The organism is Saccharothrix carnea (assembly GCF_003014735.1).
Classification (GTDB): Bacteria; Actinomycetota; Actinomycetes; order Mycobacteriales; family Pseudonocardiaceae; genus Actinosynnema; species Actinosynnema carneum.
The window spans coordinates 199,968-219,787 of the sequence record NZ_PYAX01000004.1 but is presented as its reverse complement, the minus strand read 5'-3'; the positions used below and the strand labels follow the sequence as shown (position 1 = coordinate 219,787).

General features: G+C 72.3%; 15 protein-coding genes. 3 read left to right on the top strand and 12 right to left on the bottom strand.

Translation table 11 applies throughout. The features are described 5' to 3' along the window. The first annotated feature begins 22 nt into the window (after positions 1–22). Complete coding sequence (locus tag B0I31_RS12760) at positions 23–2,872, top strand: AfsR/SARP family transcriptional regulator (protein ID WP_245949847.1); 2,850 nt, start codon at positions 23–25, stop codon at positions 2,870–2,872. 10 nt (positions 2,873–2,882) lie between these two features. Here B0I31_RS12760 and B0I31_RS12755 read toward each other — a convergent pair whose 3' ends face one another. The 11 genes from B0I31_RS12755 to B0I31_RS12705 form a co-directional block, all read right to left on the bottom strand. Further along, positions 2,883–3,314 (bottom strand): SMI1/KNR4 family protein, encoded by a 432-nt coding sequence (locus tag B0I31_RS12755; protein ID WP_106615576.1) that lies wholly within the window; start codon positions 3,312–3,314, stop codon positions 2,883–2,885. Between the two features lie 4 nt (positions 3,315–3,318). Continuing rightward, positions 3,319–3,915 (bottom strand): HNH endonuclease, encoded by a 597-nt coding sequence (locus tag B0I31_RS12750; protein ID WP_106615575.1) that lies wholly within the window; start codon positions 3,913–3,915, stop codon positions 3,319–3,321. Positions 3,916–3,925: 10 nt separating this feature from the next. After that, complete coding sequence (locus tag B0I31_RS12745; RefSeq protein ID WP_106615574.1) at positions 3,926–4,627, bottom strand: WXG100 family type VII secretion target; 702 nt, start codon at positions 4,625–4,627, stop codon at positions 3,926–3,928. After that, positions 4,624–4,950, bottom strand: coding sequence for a type VII secretion target (locus tag B0I31_RS12740; RefSeq protein WP_106615914.1), 327 nt, complete (start codon positions 4,948–4,950; stop codon positions 4,624–4,626). The genes B0I31_RS12745 and B0I31_RS12740 overlap by 4 nt, the downstream gene beginning before the upstream one ends. Before the next feature lie 128 nt (positions 4,951–5,078). After that, on the bottom strand, positions 5,079–6,086 hold the full coding sequence (locus B0I31_RS12735; RefSeq protein ID WP_106615573.1) for an alcohol dehydrogenase catalytic domain-containing protein: 1,008 nt from the start codon (positions 6,084–6,086) through the stop codon (positions 5,079–5,081). 184 nt (positions 6,087–6,270) lie between these two features. Next, positions 6,271–7,980 (bottom strand): AMP-binding protein, encoded by a 1,710-nt coding sequence (locus B0I31_RS12730; protein WP_106615572.1) that lies wholly within the window; start codon positions 7,978–7,980, stop codon positions 6,271–6,273. Further along, the gene (locus tag B0I31_RS12725) at positions 7,967–9,961 is read right to left on the bottom strand and encodes an FAD/NAD(P)-binding protein (protein ID WP_106615571.1); all 1,995 of its coding nucleotides are present in this window, start codon (positions 9,959–9,961) and stop codon (positions 7,967–7,969) included. The genes B0I31_RS12730 and B0I31_RS12725 overlap by 14 nt, the downstream gene beginning before the upstream one ends. Further along, on the bottom strand, positions 9,942–11,429 hold the full coding sequence (locus B0I31_RS12720; RefSeq protein ID WP_106615570.1) for a cation:proton antiporter: 1,488 nt from the start codon (positions 11,427–11,429) through the stop codon (positions 9,942–9,944). The genes B0I31_RS12725 and B0I31_RS12720 overlap by 20 nt, the downstream gene beginning before the upstream one ends. A 22-nt stretch (positions 11,430–11,451) precedes the next feature. Further along, positions 11,452–12,006 (bottom strand): flavin reductase family protein, encoded by a 555-nt coding sequence (locus tag B0I31_RS12715; protein ID WP_245949846.1) that lies wholly within the window; start codon positions 12,004–12,006, stop codon positions 11,452–11,454. Continuing rightward, positions 12,003–13,658 (bottom strand): NAD(P)/FAD-dependent oxidoreductase, encoded by a 1,656-nt coding sequence (locus tag B0I31_RS12710; RefSeq protein WP_106615913.1) that lies wholly within the window; start codon positions 13,656–13,658, stop codon positions 12,003–12,005. Before B0I31_RS12710 ends, B0I31_RS12715 begins: the two co-directional genes overlap by 4 nt. A 222-nt stretch (positions 13,659–13,880) precedes the next feature. Beyond that, the gene (locus tag B0I31_RS12705) at positions 13,881–15,308 is read right to left on the bottom strand and encodes a vanadium-dependent haloperoxidase (protein WP_106615568.1); all 1,428 of its coding nucleotides are present in this window, start codon (positions 15,306–15,308) and stop codon (positions 13,881–13,883) included. 201 nt (positions 15,309–15,509) lie between these two features. Here B0I31_RS12705 and B0I31_RS12700 point away from each other — a divergent pair, with 201 nt between their 5' ends. Further along, positions 15,510–18,185, top strand: coding sequence for a helix-turn-helix transcriptional regulator (locus B0I31_RS12700; protein WP_245949845.1), 2,676 nt, complete (start codon positions 15,510–15,512; stop codon positions 18,183–18,185). A 98-nt stretch (positions 18,186–18,283) separates the two neighbouring features. On the opposite strand, the gene B0I31_RS12695 is transcribed toward B0I31_RS12700, so the two are convergent. Next, positions 18,284–19,138, bottom strand: coding sequence for a formate/nitrite transporter family protein (locus B0I31_RS12695; protein WP_106615567.1), 855 nt, complete (start codon positions 19,136–19,138; stop codon positions 18,284–18,286). Between the two features lie 179 nt (positions 19,139–19,317). Between B0I31_RS12695 and cynS the strand changes: the two genes are divergently transcribed. Further along, complete coding sequence (gene cynS, locus B0I31_RS12690; RefSeq protein WP_106615911.1) at positions 19,318–19,767, top strand: cyanase; 450 nt, start codon at positions 19,318–19,320, stop codon at positions 19,765–19,767. Positions 19,768–19,820: the final 53 nt, after the last annotated feature.

The following is a 19,820-nucleotide window of genomic DNA, read 5'->3' as shown; positions in this document are numbered from 1 at the left end:
TCACGTTCGGTACACAGGAGCAGTGACAGCGGAGAGTGAGCGGGTCGCGCCAGCGAGTGTCGTGGTCGGCGTGCTGGGCAACCTGGAGATCCGCGTGGGCGACGTGCCGGTGCCGATCGGGCACAACCGGCAGAAGTCGGTGCTGGTGGCGCTGCTGACCGAGGTCGGCAGGGTGGTGTCGGTGGACCGGCTCATCGACCGGGTCTGGGGTGAGCACCCGCCCGCGCGGGCGCGGTCGGTGTTGCGGACCTACCTCGCCAACCTGCGCCGGGCCCTGACCTCGACCGGGATCGTGATCACGTGGCGTGACACCGGCTACCAGGTGACCGTCGACCCGGACCGCGTGGACGTGCACCGGTTCCGCCGCCTGCTCACCCGGGCCCGCGGCAGCGACGACCCGCGCCGTGCGCTGGCGTTGACCGACGAGGCGCTGGGGTTGTGGCGGGGTGAGCCGCTGGCCGAGCTGGACACCCCGTGGGCGCAGTCGGCGCGCGAACACCTGTACCGGGAACGGGACGCGGCCCGTGCCGACCGGATCGACTGGGCACTGGAGTGCGGCCGGCACGGCGAACTGCTGCCCGAACTGACCACGCGCGCCGCCGAGGACCCGTTGGACGAACGCCTGGCCGGGCAGCTGATGCTGGCGCTGTACCGCGCAGGCCGCCCGGCCGAAGCACTGGAGCACTACCAGCACGTTCGGCAGCGGCTGGCGGAAGAACTCGGCACCGACCCCGGCCCCGCCGTGCAGCAGTTGCACCAGCGGATCCTCACCGCGGACCGCACCCTCACCCTCCCGGGCACCGATCCCGCACCGGAACAGACCACCGGCCGGGTGCCGCCACCCCGCCAGCTACCGGCGGCACCGGCGCCGTTCGTCGGCCGCCACGAAGAACTCGACGGGCTCGACGCCGCGCTGGACGCCTCGGGCCAGGCAGCCACGGTGGTCATCTCGGCGCTCGCCGGCGCGGGCGGGATCGGCAAGACTTGGCTTGCTCTCCACTGGGCCCACCGCCACACCGACCGCTTCCCCGACGGGCAACTGTTCGTCGACCTGCGCGGCTTCAGCCCCGAGGGTGAGCCGATGAACCCGGCGGTGGCGGTGCGCGGTTTCCTCGACGCCCTCGGGGTCGATCCCGGCCGCATCCCGGTCGACCTGGACGCGCAGGCGGCGCTGTACCGGAGCCTGGTCGCGGGCAAACGGATGCTCGTGGTGCTGGACAACGCCGCCACCGCCGACCAGGTCGCGCCCCTGCTGCCCGGCACGTCCACGGGCACGGTCCTGATCACCGGCCGCACGACGTTGGCGTTGCTGATCGACCGCCACGGCGCCCGTCACCTGCAACTGGGCATCCTCACCCACGACGAGGCGCACACACTGCTGGCGCGACGCATCGGAGACCGGCGGGTGGCCGCCGAGCCCGTCGCCGCCAGGGAACTGGTCGACCTGTGCGGCCGCTACCCGCTGGCGTTGTCGATCATGTCCCGCTACGTCTCCACCCGCCCGCACGTCCCGCTGGCGGAGTTCGCCGCCGAACTGCGCGAGCTGGGCGTGGACATGTTCGACAACGACGACCCGGCCGTGAGCCTGCCCGCCGTGCTGTCGTGGTCCTTGCGCGGCCTGACCGACGAACAACGCACCGCCTTCGCCCTGCTGGGCATCGCCCCCGGCCCCGACATCGACTTACCCGCCGCCGCCTCCCTCACCGGCCTACCCGTAGCCCGGACGCGCAAGGTCCTGCGCGCACTGGAGGAGCACTCCCTGCTGGAGCGACACCCGCACGACCGCTACTCGATGCACGACCTGATCCGCGCCTACGCCACCACCACGGCCCACGACGACCTCCCGCAACCGGTGCGGCGGGCGGCGTTGGACCGGGTGGTGGACTTCTACCTGCACACCGCCCACACCGCCGACCACCACCTGTACCCGCACCGCGGGACGATCCAGCTCGACCCACCGGCTGTCGGCGCACACCCCCACCCCCTGCCCGACCACGCGACCGCGCTGGCCTGGATGGACACCCATCACGCCCACCTGCTGGCCGCCCAGCACACGGCCGCCGCCCACTGCCGCCACCAGCCCGTCTGGCACTTCGCGTGGTTGCTGGGTGCCTTCCACCAGACGCGAGGGCACCGCCACGACGACCTGGCCGTGTGGCAGGCCGGGTTGGACGCCGCCGCCCACCTGCCTGATCCCGCCGCCCGCATCCGCGCCCACCGGTTCCTCGGCCGCACCTACATCGGCCTGGGTCAGCACGACGAGGCGATCGGGCACCTGCGCCAGGCCCTCGTCCTGGCGGAACACCACCACGACTCCAGCCAGCGGGCTCTCACCCACCACGCCCTCGCGCGGGCGTGGGGACAGCGGGGGGACGACCGGCAGGCTCTGAACCACGCCCGCCAAGCCCTGGACGACTGTCGCGGCCTCGACCAGCCGGCCTGGGAAGCCGACGCGCTCAACACGGTCGGCTGGTACTCCGCCCGCCTGGGTGACTACGACACCGCACGCGACCACTGCCAGGCCGCCCTCATCCTGCACCGACGCCACCGGCACACCCACGGCGAGGCGTACAGCCTGGACAGCCTCGGCTTCATCGACCACCGCACCGGCCACCACCACCAGGCCATCCGCCACTACAACCAGGCCCTCAGCCTCCGCCGCACCTTCGGCCACACCTACGAGGTCGTGGACAGCCTCGACGCACTCGGCCACCCCCACGCCGCTCTCGGCGACCACGCACAGGCCCGCGCGGTCTGGCGGGAAGCGCTGGACCTGTACCGGCAGCAGGGCCGCGACACCGACGCCGAACGCGTCCAGCGGCAACTCGACGACCTCGACAAGCCCACCGGCGCCGGTCAAGCCGACGCCTGAGCCACGCCGACTACCGGACTGCTCGCAGTGAAGCCAGGAAACCGGGCCACGTCTCGGCTTTGAACGTCAGGTTGTCCTCGGCCGGAGGCTCGCCTTCGTCGGCTTCTTCTTCGTGGTCCCAGAACCACACCGCCCCCATGTCGCTGTCGCGCAGGGAGACGCAGAACAGGTTCCCGTACTCGTCGTTGGCCACCGGCAGCAGCCACTCGGGCACCCGGCCGCGGTAGACGTCCAGCTTCCGCCACAGGTTCGCCCAGTCCGGGACCTCGCCGATGCCGAAGATCGTCTGCACGGCCTCGTGGTTGTCCTCGAGCCGGCCGCCGTCGGTGCCGGCGAGGTAGTCGCGGTAGGCGGCGGGGAGCGGGCGCCCGATCCGGCGTTCCAGTTCGGCGATCCGCCCCGGCGGCGGTGAGGGCTCCTGGCGGCGGTACCCGACGGTCATGGTCCTACTTTCTGCCCTTCATGATCGCGACGCCGCCGGCGTGACGAACGCCTTCGTGGAGGTCCTGCGGCACGAGTTGCATGGTCCGGGTGTCCTGGTGATGGTGCCAGATGTAGCCCTCCGGGGTGCCCCGCAGCCCGGCTAATCGGTTGGCCTGGGTGAAGTCCGTGCGGTCACCTTGGAAGTGGGGGTCGATGGTGACCGTGTGCGTGGCGTACGGCGAGAAGTCGGGGAAGCCGTCGTTGGTGAACACCACCCCGTCCGGGTACTTCGCGGCCAGTTCCGGCGTCCACGTGTCCCCGTCGAACTTGCGGCCCGCGTACTTGGAGTTGGCCGGTCGTCTGCCGCTGGGCAGTCGCTGCACGCCGGGCGGGACGGGTTGGCCGCGGGAGTCCCTGGCCGCCGCCGGCTCGCCGGCCACCAGCTTGTCCCTGGCGATGACCTGCGCCGGCGCCACGGCCTCGACCGGGGGGACCGGGGTGCCGCCGGCCGACCGGTCCCGGCCGGACGGTCCGCCGGTGGTGTGGTCGGGTCCGTCCGGGGTCCGCCTGTGCAGGGCGAACGCGACGGCGATCGCGAGCAGCGCGAGGAGGGTCACCATCGCCGTCGCCCTATCCGTTCAGCAGCTTGGTCAGGTTGGTCAGGCTGGTGATCAGGGCCATGGTGTAGGTGAGGATGCGCCCGGCCCACTTCACGACCGCCGCGGCGATCTGCGCGGCGATCACCGGGATCGTCACCACGAAGATCGCCTCGACCGCCCACACGATCACCCGGGCGACGAGGTCCGCGATCAGGTCGCGGACGATCTCGCGGGTCAGCTCCACGAGCCCGCCCGCGCCCTCGGTGGCCGACGCGATGGCGGCCGAGATGGCGGCCAGGCCACCGATGGCCTCCACGTTGTTGGCCATCAGGTTCTGGTAGGCGTCCGCGGCCTCGCCGTGCCAGTCGGGCAGGTCGTCCTGGACGTGCTGCCGGAGGGCGGTGGCCATGTCGTGCAGCTCGGTCGCCATGTTGTTCCAGGTCGCCGCGTGCGATCGGACGACGTCGGGCTTGCCGGTCAGCTCGTCGAGCACCTGCCGCAGCGGCTCGAAGTACTCCATGGCCCAGCCCAACCCGTTGGCCAGCAACGCGCTGACGGGGTCCATCACGGTCGCCGCGACCTCGACGCCCAGGCCCGCGCCGGCCAACGCGTCGTCGACCCAACCCTCGCTCTTGATCGCGTCGACCAGGCCCTCGACGCTGTCGGCCAGGCCGGAGCCGGTCCACGCCTCCCGCGAGGACTGGACGGGGGCGACCAGCGACCTGTCGTTCACCGCGCCTCCCCGAGGTCGCCGCCGGCCGAGCGGACCAGGGCGGCGTTCCCGTCCTCGGTGGCGCTGTACTCGTCCGCGGTGGCCCGCAGTTCCGTCGCTATCAGGGCGAGGTTGTTCTCGGCGAACGCCAGCAGGTCGTCCTGGGCGGCGTGCCGGCCCTCGAGGATGCCGGAGATCCACCCGCAGAGGAGGCCGTACGCCTGGTCGTCCTGCGCGATGTGGGCGCTGGCGGCCTTCACCGCGCCGAACCGGTCCTTGATCGCCTCCAAGTTGCGCGCGTGGGTGCGCAACTGCTCCACGTCGACGTTGTATCCGTTGCCCATGATCACCGCCGTCCGAAGGTAGGAACCCGGGTCGTTCACTCCGCCGTGTCGGTTGAAGATCACTTAGTGTAGTCACCGAAGGACTCGCTGTACCGGAAACGCGCGAAGTCGGCACGCGAGCGCCCTGCTCAGTACTCGATCGCCAGGTGGGCTCGTGCGCCATCGGCCAGGATGTCGGCGAAGGCCTCGTTGATCTCCTCCAACTTGCGGGGTTCGACGGTCACCACCGTGTGGCCCGCGGCGTGCAGGGCGAACACCTCCACGAGGTCCTCGCGGGTGCCGACGACCGAGCCGACCATCGTGATTCCCCGGGTCACCGCCTCAAAGACCGGATCCGGGATCGCGCCTCCCGGTGGGCGGGCGCACACCAGCCGGCCACCGTGCCGGAGGGAGCGGAGCGCGTGTTCGTGAGCGCTCGGCACCGCCGTCAGCGCGATCGCGACGTCGGCGCCACCCTGCGCCTGGATCACCGCGGCCGGGTCGCGGGTGCGCGCGTCGATCACCTGCTCCGCGCCCAGTTCCCGGGCGAGGTCCAGCATGCCCGCTTCGACGTCGACTGCGGTGACGAAGCCGCCCGCGTGCCGCGCGTACTGGATCGCCAGGTGACCGGGCCCGCCCACGCCGAACACGGCGACCCGATCGGCTGGACCGACCCGACCGGCCCGCACGGCTTTGTAGCCGGTGACCCCGGCACAGGTCAGCGGAGCCGCTTCGAGCGGAGGGACACCATCGGGCACGGGGACGGCGTGACGCGCGTCCGCGACCGCGTACTCGGCGTGGCCGCCGCCGATCCGGTGGCCGGTGTTCCGCTGCGACTCGCACAGCACCATCCAGCCCGACAGGCAGAACCCGCACTCCCCGCAGGCCCGGCAGAGCCACGGCAGGGCCACCCGCCTGCCGAGCCGGCTCGCGGCCACACCCTCGCCGACCTGTTCGACGATGCCGACACCTTCATGGCCCGAGATCAGCGGCAGCGCCGGTTGGGCGGGCCAGTCGCCGCAGGCGATTTCGACGTCGACGTGGCAGATACCGCAAGCCTCCATGCGAACCAGGACCTGGTGCGCGCCGGGTTCCGGGATCGGCATCTCCCGCAGTTCGAGCGGAGCCGAGGACGCGGTGATGACGGCAGCACGCATCAGAGTGCTCCTTACCAGACAGCCCCGATGGCGAGTGGTCGCCGATCGGGTTCCGTTCCCCCGTTAAGAGCACTTCGAAGCGTAGCCGGTTCCGGGCCCGGTCGGCAGGCGTGCACCCATTCGTGAAATGACATGCCGGACGAATCGAGGCCGGGTGAATTTGTCGCCGATGTATCGAAAACCGTCACGGGTGGTGTGGGGGCGAGGTCGGGTCGAGCAGGTCGTCGAGAAGGTATTCACGGGAACCGCGGCCTGCGCCGCCATTTCGTTCTTCCGCGGCCCGGAGTTCTGTCCGGCGGATCTTGCCGGACATCGTTTTCGGCAGGGCGCCGAACTCCAACCGGCGGATCCACTGGTGCGGGGCCAGGTGCTCCCGCGCGTACCGCAGGATCGACCGCGCCACCGCCACCGACGACGGGCGTCCCTCGGCCAGCGTGACGAAGGCCTTCGGGACCACCAGGCCGATCGGATCGGGCGCGGGGACCACCGCCACCTCGGCGACGTCGTCGTGCCGCAGCAGCACGCTCTCCAGCTCGAACGGGGAGACCCGGTAGTCGTAGGACTTGAACACGTCGTCGGCACGCCCGACGTAGGTGAAGTAGCCGTCGACGTCCCGCCGGCCGATGTCGCCCGTGTGGTAGTGACCGCCCGCGAACGTCTGCGCGTTCTTCTCCGGGGCGTCGAGGTAGCCGGGCATCACCCCGACCGGCCGGTCGGCGAGGTCGACGCAGATCTCGCCCTCGTCACCGGGCTCGCCGGTGAGCGGGTCCAGCAGCACGATCCGGTAGCCGGGCAACGGCTTGCCCATCGAACCGGGCCGGACGGCGAGGCCCGGGGTGTTCCCGATCTGCGCGGTCGTCTCGCTCTGGCCGTAGCCGTCCCGGACGGTGAGCCCCCACGCCCGCCGGACCCGGTCGACCACCTCGGGGTTGAGCGGTTCACCGACGCTGCCGGCTTCGCGCAGCGCGACCGGACGGCGTCCGAGGTCCTCTTGGAGCAGCATCCGCCACACGGTCGGCGGTGCGCAGAAGGTGGTGGCCCGCTGGGTGGTGAGGACGTCGAGCACGGTCGGCGCCGGCGCGGTCCCGGTCTTGACCGTCAGCAGGGTCGCCTCCGCGTTGAACGGCGCGAAGAAGCTGCTCCACGCGTGCTTGGCCCAGCCGGGCGCGGAGATGTTCAGGTGCCGGTCACCGGGCCGCACACCGGTCCAGTACATGCCGGACAGGTGACCGACCGGGTAGCTGGTGTGCGTGTGCAGTGCCAACTTCGGCCGTGACGTCGTTCCCGAGGTGAAGTACAGGAAGAGCGGGTCGTCCGCGCGAGTGGCGCCCCGCGGGGTGAAGTCGGCCGGCTCGGCGTAGGCGTCGCTGTAGGGAGCCCAGCCGGGGACGGGTTCGCCGACGCCGATCCGGGTCAGGTCGCCGGCGATCCCGGTGAACCGGTCGGCGAGCACGCCCTCGGTGATGACGTGCGTGACACCGCCCCGGTCGAGGCGATCGGCCAGGTCGGTGGCGGAGATCGTCGTGTAGGTGGGGATGACCACCGCGCCGAGCTTCATCGCCGCCAGCAGGACCTCCCACGTGGCGAGCCGGTTGTCCAGCATCACGAGGACGCGGGTGCCGCGCGCCACCCCGCGGCCGCGCAGCCAGTTGGCCGCCTGGCCGGACCGCGCGGACAGCTCCGCGTAGGTCGACGACGCCACCGAGTCGCCGTCCACGATGCGCAACGCCTCGCGGGTGCTGTCCCGGGCGATGGGGTCGAACCAGTCGAGGGCCCAGTTGAACGTCTCGAACCGCGGCCACCGGAACCGGGCGTACGCGGCGTCGTGGTCCTCGCGCAGCTCCAGCAGCAGGTCCCGGGCGGCGCGGAACCGCTCGGTGTCACCGGCGGCCACGGTCGGCCCCCGCCGCGCACGTCAGCGTCCGGTCGACCCGGATCTTCCCGGCGTGGGCGGACCCGTTCGCCGCGGGTGGCCCGACCCCGGTGGCCCGGCCGTCCAGGACGTCACCGGCGACGGCGTCCGCGTCGGCGTGGAACGCGCTCGGCGGTCCGGGGCGTCCGTTGCCGATCTGCGTGAACCACCGCAGGTTCTCGGTGGGGATGCCGAGGACGTACAGGTCCGGGTTCGCCCGCCCGTCCGCGCCGACCGCGTGGAACGGCGCCCGGGTGGTGGCCACCGCTCCGGTGGCGAAGACGCCGTCCGCGCACGAACTGGCGTTGACGTACTCGGAGATCAGACCGTCGGCGAGCAGCTGCCGGGTCAGCGGTGACGCGTCCTGCCGCACCGAGGGCCGGGGGATGCGGGCGTCGATCAGCGTGCCGACCACCTGACCGGCTCCGGCGACCTGGGCCGAGTCCAGCAGGAAGCCGTCCGGCGCGAGGCCGACCCGCAGGGCCGGTCCGACCAGGTGCAGCACGCCCGCCTCGATGAGCGCGCGGACCTGCGCGAGCCTGATCGCCGGGGGACCGGCGGAGAGCATCGCGTTGAGCGGGGTGAACCAGCCGACGAAGTCGTCGCGGTGCGACCGCGGCCGCAGGCCACCGTGGTCCACCGCCGCGCGAACCGCGCCGCGGAGGTCGCGGAGGATGTCCAGCGCGGCCTTGACCGGCCCGTGCACGTTGCCCCGCAGTGCTTCCGCCAGGTCCTGCCCGAGCAGGTCGAGCACGTCCCGGTGGAACTCGGCCGGAGCCGCGTACCGCCGACCGGCGAAGGGCCGGGCGATCCGCTCCAGGTCGATCGGGGCCGCGTGCGCGACGCCGAACTCGACCAGCGCCTTGTCGACGAGGTAGGCCGCCTTGCCGCCGGCGACGGCCAGGTGGAGGCGGGCGAACCGGCGGGCGGCCTCGTCGCCGGAGCGGTCGCGGATCAGGGTGGTGTAGTAGACGTGCTCGACCTCCAGCCGCAGCAGCGGCAGCACGTCACGGCGGAAGTCGAGCTGGGCGGACCCGGTTTCGCGGCGGGCCCGGTGCCGGGCTTCGGCGAGTGCGCCGCGGGTCAGGAACTTGGCTTCGTACCGGTACTTCGGCGCCTTCTGGTTCACCCCGCGGGCGAGCATCGGCAGGCCGCTGCGGGAACCGGCGAAGACGCGCGGCTCCCGGCCGCTGGGCCGGTAGCGCAGCCCGCCCGCGGGGCCGGGCTCGAACTCGCCCCCGCGGCCGACCGTCAGCGCCACGACGACGTCCAGGAAGGTGAGCCCCAGCCCCAGGACGCCGACCGGTTCGCCCGCACCCACCGGGTCGAGGTCCAGGTCGGCGGCCGAATCGCCGCGGACGTACCGCACGCCCGGCCGGCTGTCGGCGTGGTCGAGCAGTTCCCGCTCCCACGGCCTGGGCGCGGTGACCTGGTGGCCGGTGGTGAGCACGAGCTTGTCGGCGACGACGCTGCGGCCCGAACGGGTCGTCAGGCACAGCCGTCCTTCGTGCCGTTGGACCCGCTCGACCGGTGACCGCACCGCGTGGACGGTGACGTTGTCCGGCTTGTGCGCGACGAGGTTGTCGAACACGTCGCGCAGGTACCGGCCGTAGCACGCTCTCGGGGCGTAACCGCTCGGCCCGAGCGCCGCCCACCGCGGACCGGCGTTGCCCGCCGCGAGCCACTCGTGCAGCGAGGGCCCGGCACCCGCTCTCGGTGGTCCCTCGTCGCGATCACCCGAGTACATGCTCACCTCGCCGGCGGGGGTGTTCATCAGGAACCAGTCGGGCTGGTCCGTGCGCCAGATGCGGCCCGCACCGTGCTCCGCGGGGTCGAAGACCCAGATCGACACCGCCGGGCCGCGCCGTTCCGCGAGCCGCACCAGCAGGCGTTCGAGCACGGACAGGCCGCGAGGCCCCATGCCGACGATCGCGACGACGAGTTCAGAACGGATCTTCGACACCTCGGGTCCTCCCTGGTTCTCCGGTGGTTGCGTGCGTGGTGCCCGAGCGCTCAGCCGAGAGGGCGTCCGCCGGGGTCGCGCCGAGTCGGAGCCACCCGAGCAGCGGGCCGGTCATGGCCGTCGTCACCAGCGTCATCACCACGAACATGACGAACAGGTCCGGTCCGATGATGCCGAGGGACAGTCCCGTGGAGACCACCACGAGCTCGGTCAGGCCCCGGCAGTTGACCATGACGCCGAGCCCGAGCGACTCCCGCCACGTCAGCTTGGTCAGCCGGCCGACGAGCGTCGTCGTGCCCACCTTGCTCACGACGGCGACCAGGACCATGAGCCCGCAGAGCAGGAGGTCCCGCACGTCGCCCAGGAGCCCGATGTCCATGCTGAACCCGATCACCGCGAAGAACAGCGGCAGGACGAGCGTGACCCCGCGGCCCACGGTGCGCCCGAGACCGCGCACCACGCTGTTCTCGCGAGGTACGACCGCGCCGACCAGCAACGCCCCGAAGATCGCGTGGACGCCGATCCAGTCGGTGACGGCGGCGCCCGACAGCGCGCACAGCACCAGCACCGCGATCGCGATCCGCCGACCACCGGCGGTGTGCTCGGCGGCGGCCAGGAACCGGCGCAGCGCGGGGCGGACGACGATCAGCGTCACCGCGGTGAACAGGACCAGCCACCCCGCTGTCGGGAGAACCGCGGCGGCCGAGTCGCCGTGTGCCAGCGCGACGACCATGACCAGCAGGAACCACGAGAGGGCGTCCCCCGCGCCGGCGGTGGCCAGCCCGAGCGTGCCGATCCGGGTCCGGATCAGGTCGTGCTCGGCCAGGATCCGGACCAGGACGGGGAACGCGGTGATGCTCATCGCGGTGCCGACGAACAGCAGGAACGGCACCGATCCGACGCCGGCCGGCCGGTAGTCCGCGGCCAGGCCGGCCGCGAGCAGGAGCCCGCAGCCGAGCGGTACGGCCACCATGCCCGCTCCCAGCGCGGCCACCCGGCCACCCGACCCGCGCAGCAGGTCCAGCGGGAGATCGGTGCCGAGGAGGAAGACGAAGTAGATGATCGCCAGCTGCGCGACCAAGCCGAGCTCCGGCACCAGGTCGGCGGGGAACAGGGCGTGCTGGACCGCCGGCGCGAACTGGCCCAGCAAGGTCGGCCCCAGCGCGATCCCGGCCGCCATCTCGCCGACGACCCGCGGCTGGCGGCACCGGGCCGCGACCCAGCCGCCGAGGCGCCCCACCGCGATGATCAGCGCGACCGCGAGCAGGAACCGCGCGACGAGCGCCCAGCCGCCGTCACCCAGGCGCCGCAACTGCCCGAAGGTGGGGACGGCGTGGATCATGCCGACCGCGATCACGGCCGACAGCGCGACGACGGCGACGGCGTTGCGCCCGCGCTCGGCCGTCCCCCGCCGCGGCGGGGTCACTGCTTCCAGCTCGGGGTTCGTCCCCGGGGCTGCTGCCTTCATGGACCTTGGCTCCTTGGTGCTGTCACGAGGTGAAGTCGGAGGAGAGGGCAGCGGCGTCGGCGTCCTCGGCCCAGGCCCCGTACCGGCGCATGCCGTACAGCAAAGGCGCGGGCGTGCGGAGGCTGGTGATCCTGACGATCTCGGCCAGGACGACGACGTGGTCGCCGACCGCGTGCCCGGCGCTCACCGCGCAGTCCGCGATGGTGTGCGCCGCGTCGGTCAGGTGCGGGCCGCCGTCCGAGGCGAGCCAGGGGACCCGCTCGAACCGGTCCGGTGCCCCGGAGGCGAACAACTCGGCGGTCGACCGGGCGTCGCGGTGCAGCAGGTTCACCGCCAGGGCCGAGCTGCCCAGGACGGCGTCCAGGGTGGGGCTGCCGCGGCGCAGGCACACGAGCAGCGACGGCGGGTCGGGGGCGACGCTGCACAGCGACGTGCACGTCATCCCCCAGGGCCTGCCGTCCCGGGCCTGCGCCGTGACGACCGAGACACCCGTGGGGAACCCGACCATCAGTCGCCGCACGTCGACGTCGTGGTGTTGCGGTGACGGGGTTTCCGCCCCTGCGGGCCGGCGGCTCACGACCCTTCCTCCGCCTTGGCGACGGCCATGTTGTCCAGCGCGTTGAGCATGCGCGGCCCGATGTCCGCCGGCGCGCTCGCGCGTGCCCACAGCTTCGCTCCCTCGACCCGGTCCGGGGTCATGTGGTAGCAGCCGTTCTCCGGCAGGCCGAACTGGTCCGCGTGCGGGAAGAAGTCCGCTTTCCGGACGGCGTCGAGGATCTCCGCGGCCGCGGCCGACGGCGCCAGCGCGCCGCGTTCGACGGACTCGCAGAGTTCCCGGGTCCGGGTGCCCAGCCGGACGAAGTTCTCGCTGATCGGCAACGGCGATCCCGGGTTGCCGTAGCGCTCGACCTCGGCGAAGACGCTGTCGTCGCCGCTGTGCCGGAACCGGTGGTGAGCGTCTTCCAGCATCATGTTGCCGCTCATCGTGCCGAGCATCCAGGTGCGGTTGACGGCGTTCCACAGCTCGTAGTCGCCGAACCCGACGAACGAGCTGTAGACCAGGTCGTCGTGGAAGTCGAACAGGCCCTGCTGCAGGTCCTCCACGTAGGCGAACCGCTCGGTCGACCAGTCGCCGTCCCGCGACGCGTCGATCAGCCGCCTGCCGAGGGCGTTGACGACCGCGAGCGTGTTCGCCAGCCCGCGCGAGTAGAGCGCGTCGATGAACCCTGCGGCGTGCGAGGTGAGGCAGTACCGATCGCCGACGACCTTGCTCGTCGAGTACTGCAACCGGCCGGTGGACACCCACGGCCGCACCGCGCGCGCCCCCTCGAACTGCCAGGCGATCTCCGGGAAGCGGGCGAGGAAGCCCGCGAACTCGCGTTCGGGCGGCAGCGAGCCCTTCGGGTACTTGCGCGGGTCCAGGGTCAGACCCACGCTGCACAAGGGGTTGACCGCGCCGGGGTGGTTGTCGAACGGGATCACCCAGAGCCATCCACCGTCGAAGACGTGGTGCAGCGTGCCGTGGTGCCACGGGTTGGGCTGCTCGTGGTTCGCGGCGGTGGGCGACTCGTCGAACGGGCGCACCCCGACCATGTGCGTGAACAGGCACCGCGAGTGCGTCCTCGCCCGCGTCGGCGTCTCCCGCAGCCCGAACTTCCCGGCCAGCGGCGACCGGTGGCCGCTGCCGTCCACCACGTAGGAGGCGCGGAACTCCTCGCCCCGGTCCGAGCGCAGCACGACCCCCTCGGCGGGATCGACGTCGACGTCGGTGATCCGGGTCGCCAGGCGGGCTTCGGCGCCGTACTTCACCGCGACGTGGAACAGGTAGGCGTCGACGTCCTGGCGGAACAGGTGTGACTCGGTGCGGAAGGCCACGGGGACCACGAGCTGGTTGACCTGCCGGGGGTCCTGCGGCTCGCCCTCCCGGTGGTAGACGAAGCCGAAGTTCTGCTTCTGCCCGCAGAAGGGCGAGACCCGGACGGTCCCGTCGTGGTTCGACAGCGCCTTCAGCTCGGGCACCCCGTAGCGGTCGGCGATCAACCGCATCATCCCCGAGGTGTAGGGGATGGTGGACTCGCCGACCGCGAACCGCGGGTGGGTGCCGGCGTCGATGATCAGCACCCTCACCCCGTTGCGGGCCAGCACCGCGCCCAGCATCCCGCCGGCCATGCCACTGCCGAGGATGGCCACGTCGTACACGTCCGCCGCGGCGGAGTCGCTACCCGGCACCGGGATCACCGTTCCTTTCGTCGTCCGATCGTCTGGTCGAAATGCGTCTGCCGAATCGCCCGGCAGCCGGCGAGCCCGTCGCGAAGAACCGGGAAGGATGAATTCGACGAACCGTGCGGTACGTCTCCTCGTGCGGCTGCCGGCCGTCCGGGCCCGCCCCGTGCGGTTCGACGGGGCAGGCCCGGTCAGGGCGCCGCCGGGAGCCCTCGCCGCGACGCTCGGTCACACGGCCGGTCCGGCGGCGTTGGCCGCCTTGAGCCCGTTGGCGGCGAGGTCGTCGGCGATGTCCATGCCGAGCCTGACGCCGCCGATGTTGCGCGAGAGGTCCACGTCGCCGGCCTCGTCCACGGCGAAGGCGTCGAACACCCAGTGCACCCCGAGGTAGACCCGGCTGAAGCCCTGTTCGATCATCATCTGCCACATCCCGCCGGGGAACGTGCGCACGACGCGCGTCCGGACGGTCCCGGTGGTGTCGGTGCTGATCCCGTCCAGCTCGTCGGAGACGAACTCGAGGTTGTCCGCCAGGTTGTCGGGCCCGTTCTGCGTCTGGCCGTAGAAGTGCCGGACCATCTGGAAGGCCGCCCCGCCCTCCGACGCGTGGCCGGACGGGTACGCCGGGAAGCTCGGCGTGAAGTTCCGCCCGCCGGTCACGTTGGTCGCCTGTGCGCCGAGCGGGAGCCAGAACGGGTCGGCGTCCGAGTCCAGCGCGGCGTCGCCCACCCCGGCCGGGCCGGAGGACGAGTCGTGCTCCCGGATCCCGAGCACCGGGCGCCACAGGTCGTACTCGTACTTGTCGGCCCACGCCAGGATGGTCGAGTCGGCGATGGCCGCGTTGACCAGGGCGAACAGCCGGGCGTTCTGCGCGGTGTCGTTGCCCTGGGCGACCGCGACCTTGCGGATGATCTGGTTGTACAGCCGCGTCGGCGTGCCGATGCCCTTGGCCGCCTCGTAGCCCCAGAACAGCCCGATCGCGGTCTCGTTGGGCGTACGCGCGGACACCAGGTCGGCCGGGAAGGTGCCCATGAGGTGCGGTGCGACGCCCTTAGCGCGCACCTGCTCGACGGCCTGCTCGTACTCGGCGCTGCCCGGCTGCGGTGGCGCGTCGAGGTGGTGGCGGGTGGTGGCCGCGAAGCAGGCGGACCGGGCGCCGTAGAACGGGCCGTAGAAGCCCTGACCGGGGTTGTCCGGGTCCTGCCGGTGGTGCCCCGGAGCGACCGAGGAGCTGTGCCCGCTGTCGCCGAAGCCGGGGTCGTCCTGGCGGAGCGCGAGGATCTTGGCCGCGACCTTCCGGCCGAAGTCGTGACCTGCCACGTCACCCTTGCCGGCGGTCAGGCCGGCCGCGGCGTGCCGGGCGTCGAAGAACGCCTTCTGCGTCGGGTAGAGCGCGCTCAGCGTGGCGTGGGCGGCACTGGCGACCGCCGCGGCGGCGTCGGCGTCGGGGGAGACCTCGGGCAGGTCGTCACCCAGGTAGGGCTCGTACTGGCCGGTGTCGATGCCGAAGTAGGCGTCGTGCATGGCCAGGTGCACGATCGCGTTGCCGCGTGCCCCACCGGGACCGCCGCGGACGCCGAGTTCGCTCGCCGGGAGCGTCGTGTGGGTGACCCGGTCGGCCTCGGCGGCGACCTCGTTCCAGTAGAGAATGGGATCCATCGGGTGTGTACCTCCGGGCGTTGCCGTGTTGGCTGGATGTTCGGATTCCCACTGTCGCGGCGCCCCGGTGTTGTGTCGTGAGTAGTCGGCTACTCACTCCCGGAAATGCGTTCGCCGGGAAAAATGAGTCCGGCCGCGGGTATCTCCACCCGGTTTCGCCCCTCTGACTAGCTGTGATGTCATCGGTGGGGGAGAACCCGGATGAACGGCATGACCCCGGTGCACCAGGAACCGTCCACGTCCGCCTGGAGCTGGCCCCTGGTCGGCCGGACCGAGGAGCTGAACCTGATTTCCGCCTCGATCCGGCGTCGCCCGGACGGGCCAGCCGGAATGGTGCTGACCGGCGCGGCGGGGGTGGGAAAGACCCGCCTGGCCCAGGAAGCGCTGACGGCGGCCGAGCGGCGGGGCGCGCTGGTCCGGTGGGTGGCGGGCACGGCTTCGGCGCGGACGGTGCCGCTGGGTGCCTTCGCGGCGACCCTGAGACTCGCCGAACCGGATCCGATCAGGGCGGTGCCCCGGGCCGTCGAGGAGCTGCTGGCGGACACCCGCCCGGCCGGGGTGGTCGTCGTGGTGGACGACGCGCACCTGCTCGACGAGCTGTCCGCGGTGCTGGTCCACCAGCTCGTGCTGCGCAAGGCGGCGAGCGTGCTGCTCACGCTGCGGACGGGCGAGCCGGTGCCGGACGCGGTGACGGCGTTGTGGAAGGACGGGCACCTGCCGCGGCTGGAACTCGAACCGCTGTCCTGCCGGCAGATCGCGGCCCTGGTGGAGACCAGGCTGGGTGGCCCGGTGGACGACGCCGCGACGCAGCGGCTGTGGTCCATCACCCGGGGCAACGCCCTGTACCTGCGGCAGCTGGTCGACCACGAGCTGGCTGCGGACCGGCTGCGCGAGTCAGTCGGGGTGTGGCGGTGGTCGGGGCGGCCGGGTTTGTCCCCGGCGTTGCTCGACCTGGTGTCCACCCGGATCGGTGAGCTGCCGCAGCGCCAGCTCGACGTGCTCGACGTGCTCGCGTTCGGCGGTCCGCTGGAGGTGCCGCTGCTGGCGGAGCTGACCGGCGCCTGCGCGATGGAGGAGGTCGAGGCCAGGGGCCTCATCGAGGTCTTCCCGCAGGGGCGGCGCTGGCAGGCCCGCCTGACCGACCCGATGTTCGGCGAGGTGCAGCGGCGGCGGGCCGGCGCGCTGTACGCCCAGCGGCTGCGCCGGCGGATCGCGGCCGCGCTGAGCGCCACGGGCGGGCGCCGGGCCGACGACGCGCTGCGCCGCGCGGTCCTGCTGCTGGACTCCGGTGCGCAACCCGAGGTCGCGCTGCTCACCGACGCCGCCCGCCGGGCCGTCGAAGTGGGTGACCTCGCGCTGGCCACCCGGCTCGCCAGGGCCGCGGTGTCCGCCGGTGGCGGGTTCGAGCCGCGGCTGCTGCTGGGCAACGCCCTCGGCTGGACCGGCCGCATGATCGAGGCCGGTGGCGAGTGGGCCGCGCTGCGCGCCCTGGCCCGAACCGACCTCCAGCACGCCCAGGCCGCGATGGCCCGGGCGAAGGTCCTGGCCTGGGCCGGCCGACCGGCGGAGGCCGAGGCCGAGCTCGCCGCCGCGGCGCGCACGACGAGCGACGAGTCCGCCGACCTCGTGCTGGCCGGGGTCCGCTCGGTGCTGGACGCCCACCTGGGACGCACGGCGCGGGCCGCCGAAGCGAGTGCCGAGGTGCTCTCCCACCCGCGCTGCCCCGCCGCCGCGGTGCCGTGGGCGAGCTGGGGACTGGCGATGGCGAGCGGAGGACTCGGTCGCCTCGACGACATCGAGGCGGCCTTGCGGCGGACCGACGTCGGAGCGCCGGGAGTGGGGCTGCACGAGCGGGCACTCGTGGTGGTGTTCGCGACGCGGGGGCTGCTCCTGGCCGGCCTGCCGGACCAGGCGGACCGGATCGCGCAGCGGTTCCGCGGGCCGTGCACCGAGTCGCTGGGACGTCCGGTCGACGCCTTCACCAGTTTCATGGCCGCGGAGTCGGCGACCGTCCGCGGCCAGGTCGAGACCGCGGCGCGCCGGTACCGCCAGGCCGTCGCGGCGCACCGCGAGGCGGACGCCAACGGCTGGTCGTTCATCGCGCTGGTGGGCCTCACCACCGCCCTCGGGATGCGCGGTGAGCCGGCTCCGGCCCGCCGTGCCCTGCTGGAGATGACGGCCGAGCACCACCCCACCTGCGTCTACCTGGCCCCGGACGTGCTGCTGGCGCGATCCTGGGTGGTCGCGGCGGAGGGCGGGGTGAGCGAAGCCGCCGCGGTGGCCCGTCAGGCGGCCGAGGTCGCCGCGTCGCAGGGCCAGTCGACGGTGGAGGTCCTCGCGCTGCACACCGCGGTCCGCTTCGGCGACCGCACGGTGGCCGACCGGCTGGCCCGGCTCGCCACCGAGGTCGACGGGCCCGGCGCCCGGATCGCGGCCGCGCACGCCCGTGCCCTGGCCGCCGACGACGGTCCGGGCTTGCAGGCCGTCTCGGTGCGGCTGGAACAGCTGGGCGCACTGCTCGTGGCCGTGGACGCCGCGGCACAGGCGGCTGGCGCCCACTACCGGCACCACCGCCACGGGTCCGCCCAGACCGCGACGGCTCGTGCCCGCAAGCTCGCGCAAGCCTGCGAAGACGCCCGGACTCCCGCGCTGGCGGCCCTCACCGCGCCGCCGGAGCTCACCCGCCGGCAGCACGAGATCCTCACCCTCGTCGCGGGCGGCCTGTCCAACGCCGACATCGCCCAGCGGCTGTTCGTGTCCGTCCGCACGGTCGAGAACCACCTCTACCGCGTCAGCACGAAACTCGGCATCTCCAACCGCGCGGAACTGGCCGCCCTGATCGACGACGCCGGGGCTCCCGAGCGATCCGGGAACTGATCGGCCTCAGCGCCAACTTCTCGGGCGCGGGCGCCAGACCGGCTCCAGGTGCGTGGCAGCACGTCCACGAGCGACGTGGCAACGCCTCTGGGCCGTCACTACCTGACCGTCGTCTTGACCGGCACCTCCACGTCCGCGGACAGCCCGTTCCTGCGGGACGGGCCGGGGCGGGCGTGGGTCGCGTACATCGTCAGCCCCACGAACGACAGACCGCCGACCAGGTTCCCGATCACGGTGGGGATCTCGTTCCAGAAGAGGTAGTCGCCGAGCGAGAAGTCGCCGCCGAGCAGCAGGCCGGACGGGAACAGGAACATGTTGACGATCGAGTGCTCGAAACCCATGTAGAAGAAGACGAGGATCGGCATCCACATCGCGATCACCTTGCCGGACACCGAAGTCGAGATCATCGCGGCGACGACGCCGGTGGACACCATCCAGTTGCACAGCACTCCGCGGATGAACAGCGTCAGCATCCCGGCCGCGCCGTGCTCCGCGTAGCCGACGGTCCTGCTCTCCCCGATCTCACCGAGCCGCTGCCCGACCTCGTTCGGCTCCACCGAGAACCCGAAGGTGACGATCACTCCCATCATGAGCGCGACGACGAGCGCACCGGCGAAGTTGCCGACGAACACCAGCGACCAGTTGCGCAGCACCGTGCGCAGCCGGACACCGGGCCGCTTGTCGATCCACGCGAGCGGTACGAGCGTGAAGACGCCGGTGAGCAGGTCGAAGCCCAGCAGGTAGAGCAGGCAGAACCCGACCGGGAAGAGCAGCGCCCCGACGAGCGCGTTGCCGGTCTGCACGGTGACCGTGACCGCGAACGCGGCGGCGAGCGCGAGGATCGCACCGGCCATGAACGCCCGGATGACGGTGTCGCGGGTGGACATGAACGCCTTGGCCTCACCGGCGTCGATCATCTTCCGGACCAACTCCGCCGGGTTGACGTAGGTCATGGAACGTCGCTCCTTCGGTGGGAATGGTGATGGAGTTTGAGCACCGGACGTGTCCTCCGTGTGACCGCCGGATCACGACAGTCTCACTCCGGAGGTCGGTGATTTTGGCGTGATCGTTTACACCGCCGCAACGAACCTGCGGAAGTCTGTGCGCACGCCGCGAGCTGGGAGTGATCGTCATGACCCCGATCATGAGCAAGTCCGAGGCCGCCGACCTGGTGGTCGCCGCCCGGGTGCGCAAGGGCCTGACCTGGGCGCGGATCGCCGACGAGCTCGGCGCCCCGGTCGTGTGGGTCACCGCCGCCCTGCTCGGGCAGCACCCGATGACGCCGGAACAGGCCACTACGGTCTGCGCTCTTCTCGACCTGGACGACGCGGTCGCGGAGAGCCTGCGGTGCCAGCCGTCCCGCGGCACGGACCCGGCCGCCATGAACGACCCGACGATCTACCGCTTCGTCGAGGCGCTGTCGGTCTACGGGCCGGCGCTGAAGGAGCTGATCCACGAGGAGTTCGGCGACGGCATCATGAGCGCGATCAACTTCAAGGTCGACATCGCGCGCCGCCCGGACCCGGACGGCGACCGAGTGGTGGTCACCTTCGACGGCAAGTTCCTCGACTACCGCTGGTGACCCGGGTCTGCCCCACCTGCCCGGTCAACTCCGGCCGGCACGCGACGATTCGT

Bases quoted from the DNA above. Each gene is read 5' to 3' on its own strand.
- B0I31_RS12740 (WP_106615914.1), bottom strand. From the start codon at position 4,950: ATGGGCAACGGATACAACGTCGACGTGGAGCAGTTGCGCACCCACGCG.
- B0I31_RS12705 (WP_106615568.1), bottom strand. From the start codon at position 15,308: ATGGATCCCATTCTCTACTGGAACGAGGTCGCCGCCGAGGCCGACCGG.
- B0I31_RS12755 (WP_106615576.1), bottom strand. From the start codon at position 3,314: ATGACCGTCGGGTACCGCCGCCAGGAGCCCTCACCGCCGCCGGGGCGG.
- B0I31_RS12700 (WP_245949845.1), top strand. From the start codon at position 15,510: ATGAACGGCATGACCCCGGTGCACCAGGAACCGTCCACGTCCGCCTGG.
- B0I31_RS12720 (WP_106615570.1), bottom strand. From the start codon at position 11,429: ATGAAGGCAGCAGCCCCGGGGACGAACCCCGAGCTGGAAGCAGTGACC.
- B0I31_RS12735 (WP_106615573.1), bottom strand. From the start codon at position 6,086: ATGCGTGCTGCCGTCATCACCGCGTCCTCGGCTCCGCTCGAACTGCGG.
- cynS (WP_106615911.1), top strand. From the start codon at position 19,318: ATGACCCCGATCATGAGCAAGTCCGAGGCCGCCGACCTGGTGGTCGCC.
- B0I31_RS12695 (WP_106615567.1), bottom strand. From the start codon at position 19,138: ATGACCTACGTCAACCCGGCGGAGTTGGTCCGGAAGATGATCGACGCC.
- B0I31_RS12750 (WP_106615575.1), bottom strand. From the start codon at position 3,915: ATGGTGACCCTCCTCGCGCTGCTCGCGATCGCCGTCGCGTTCGCCCTG.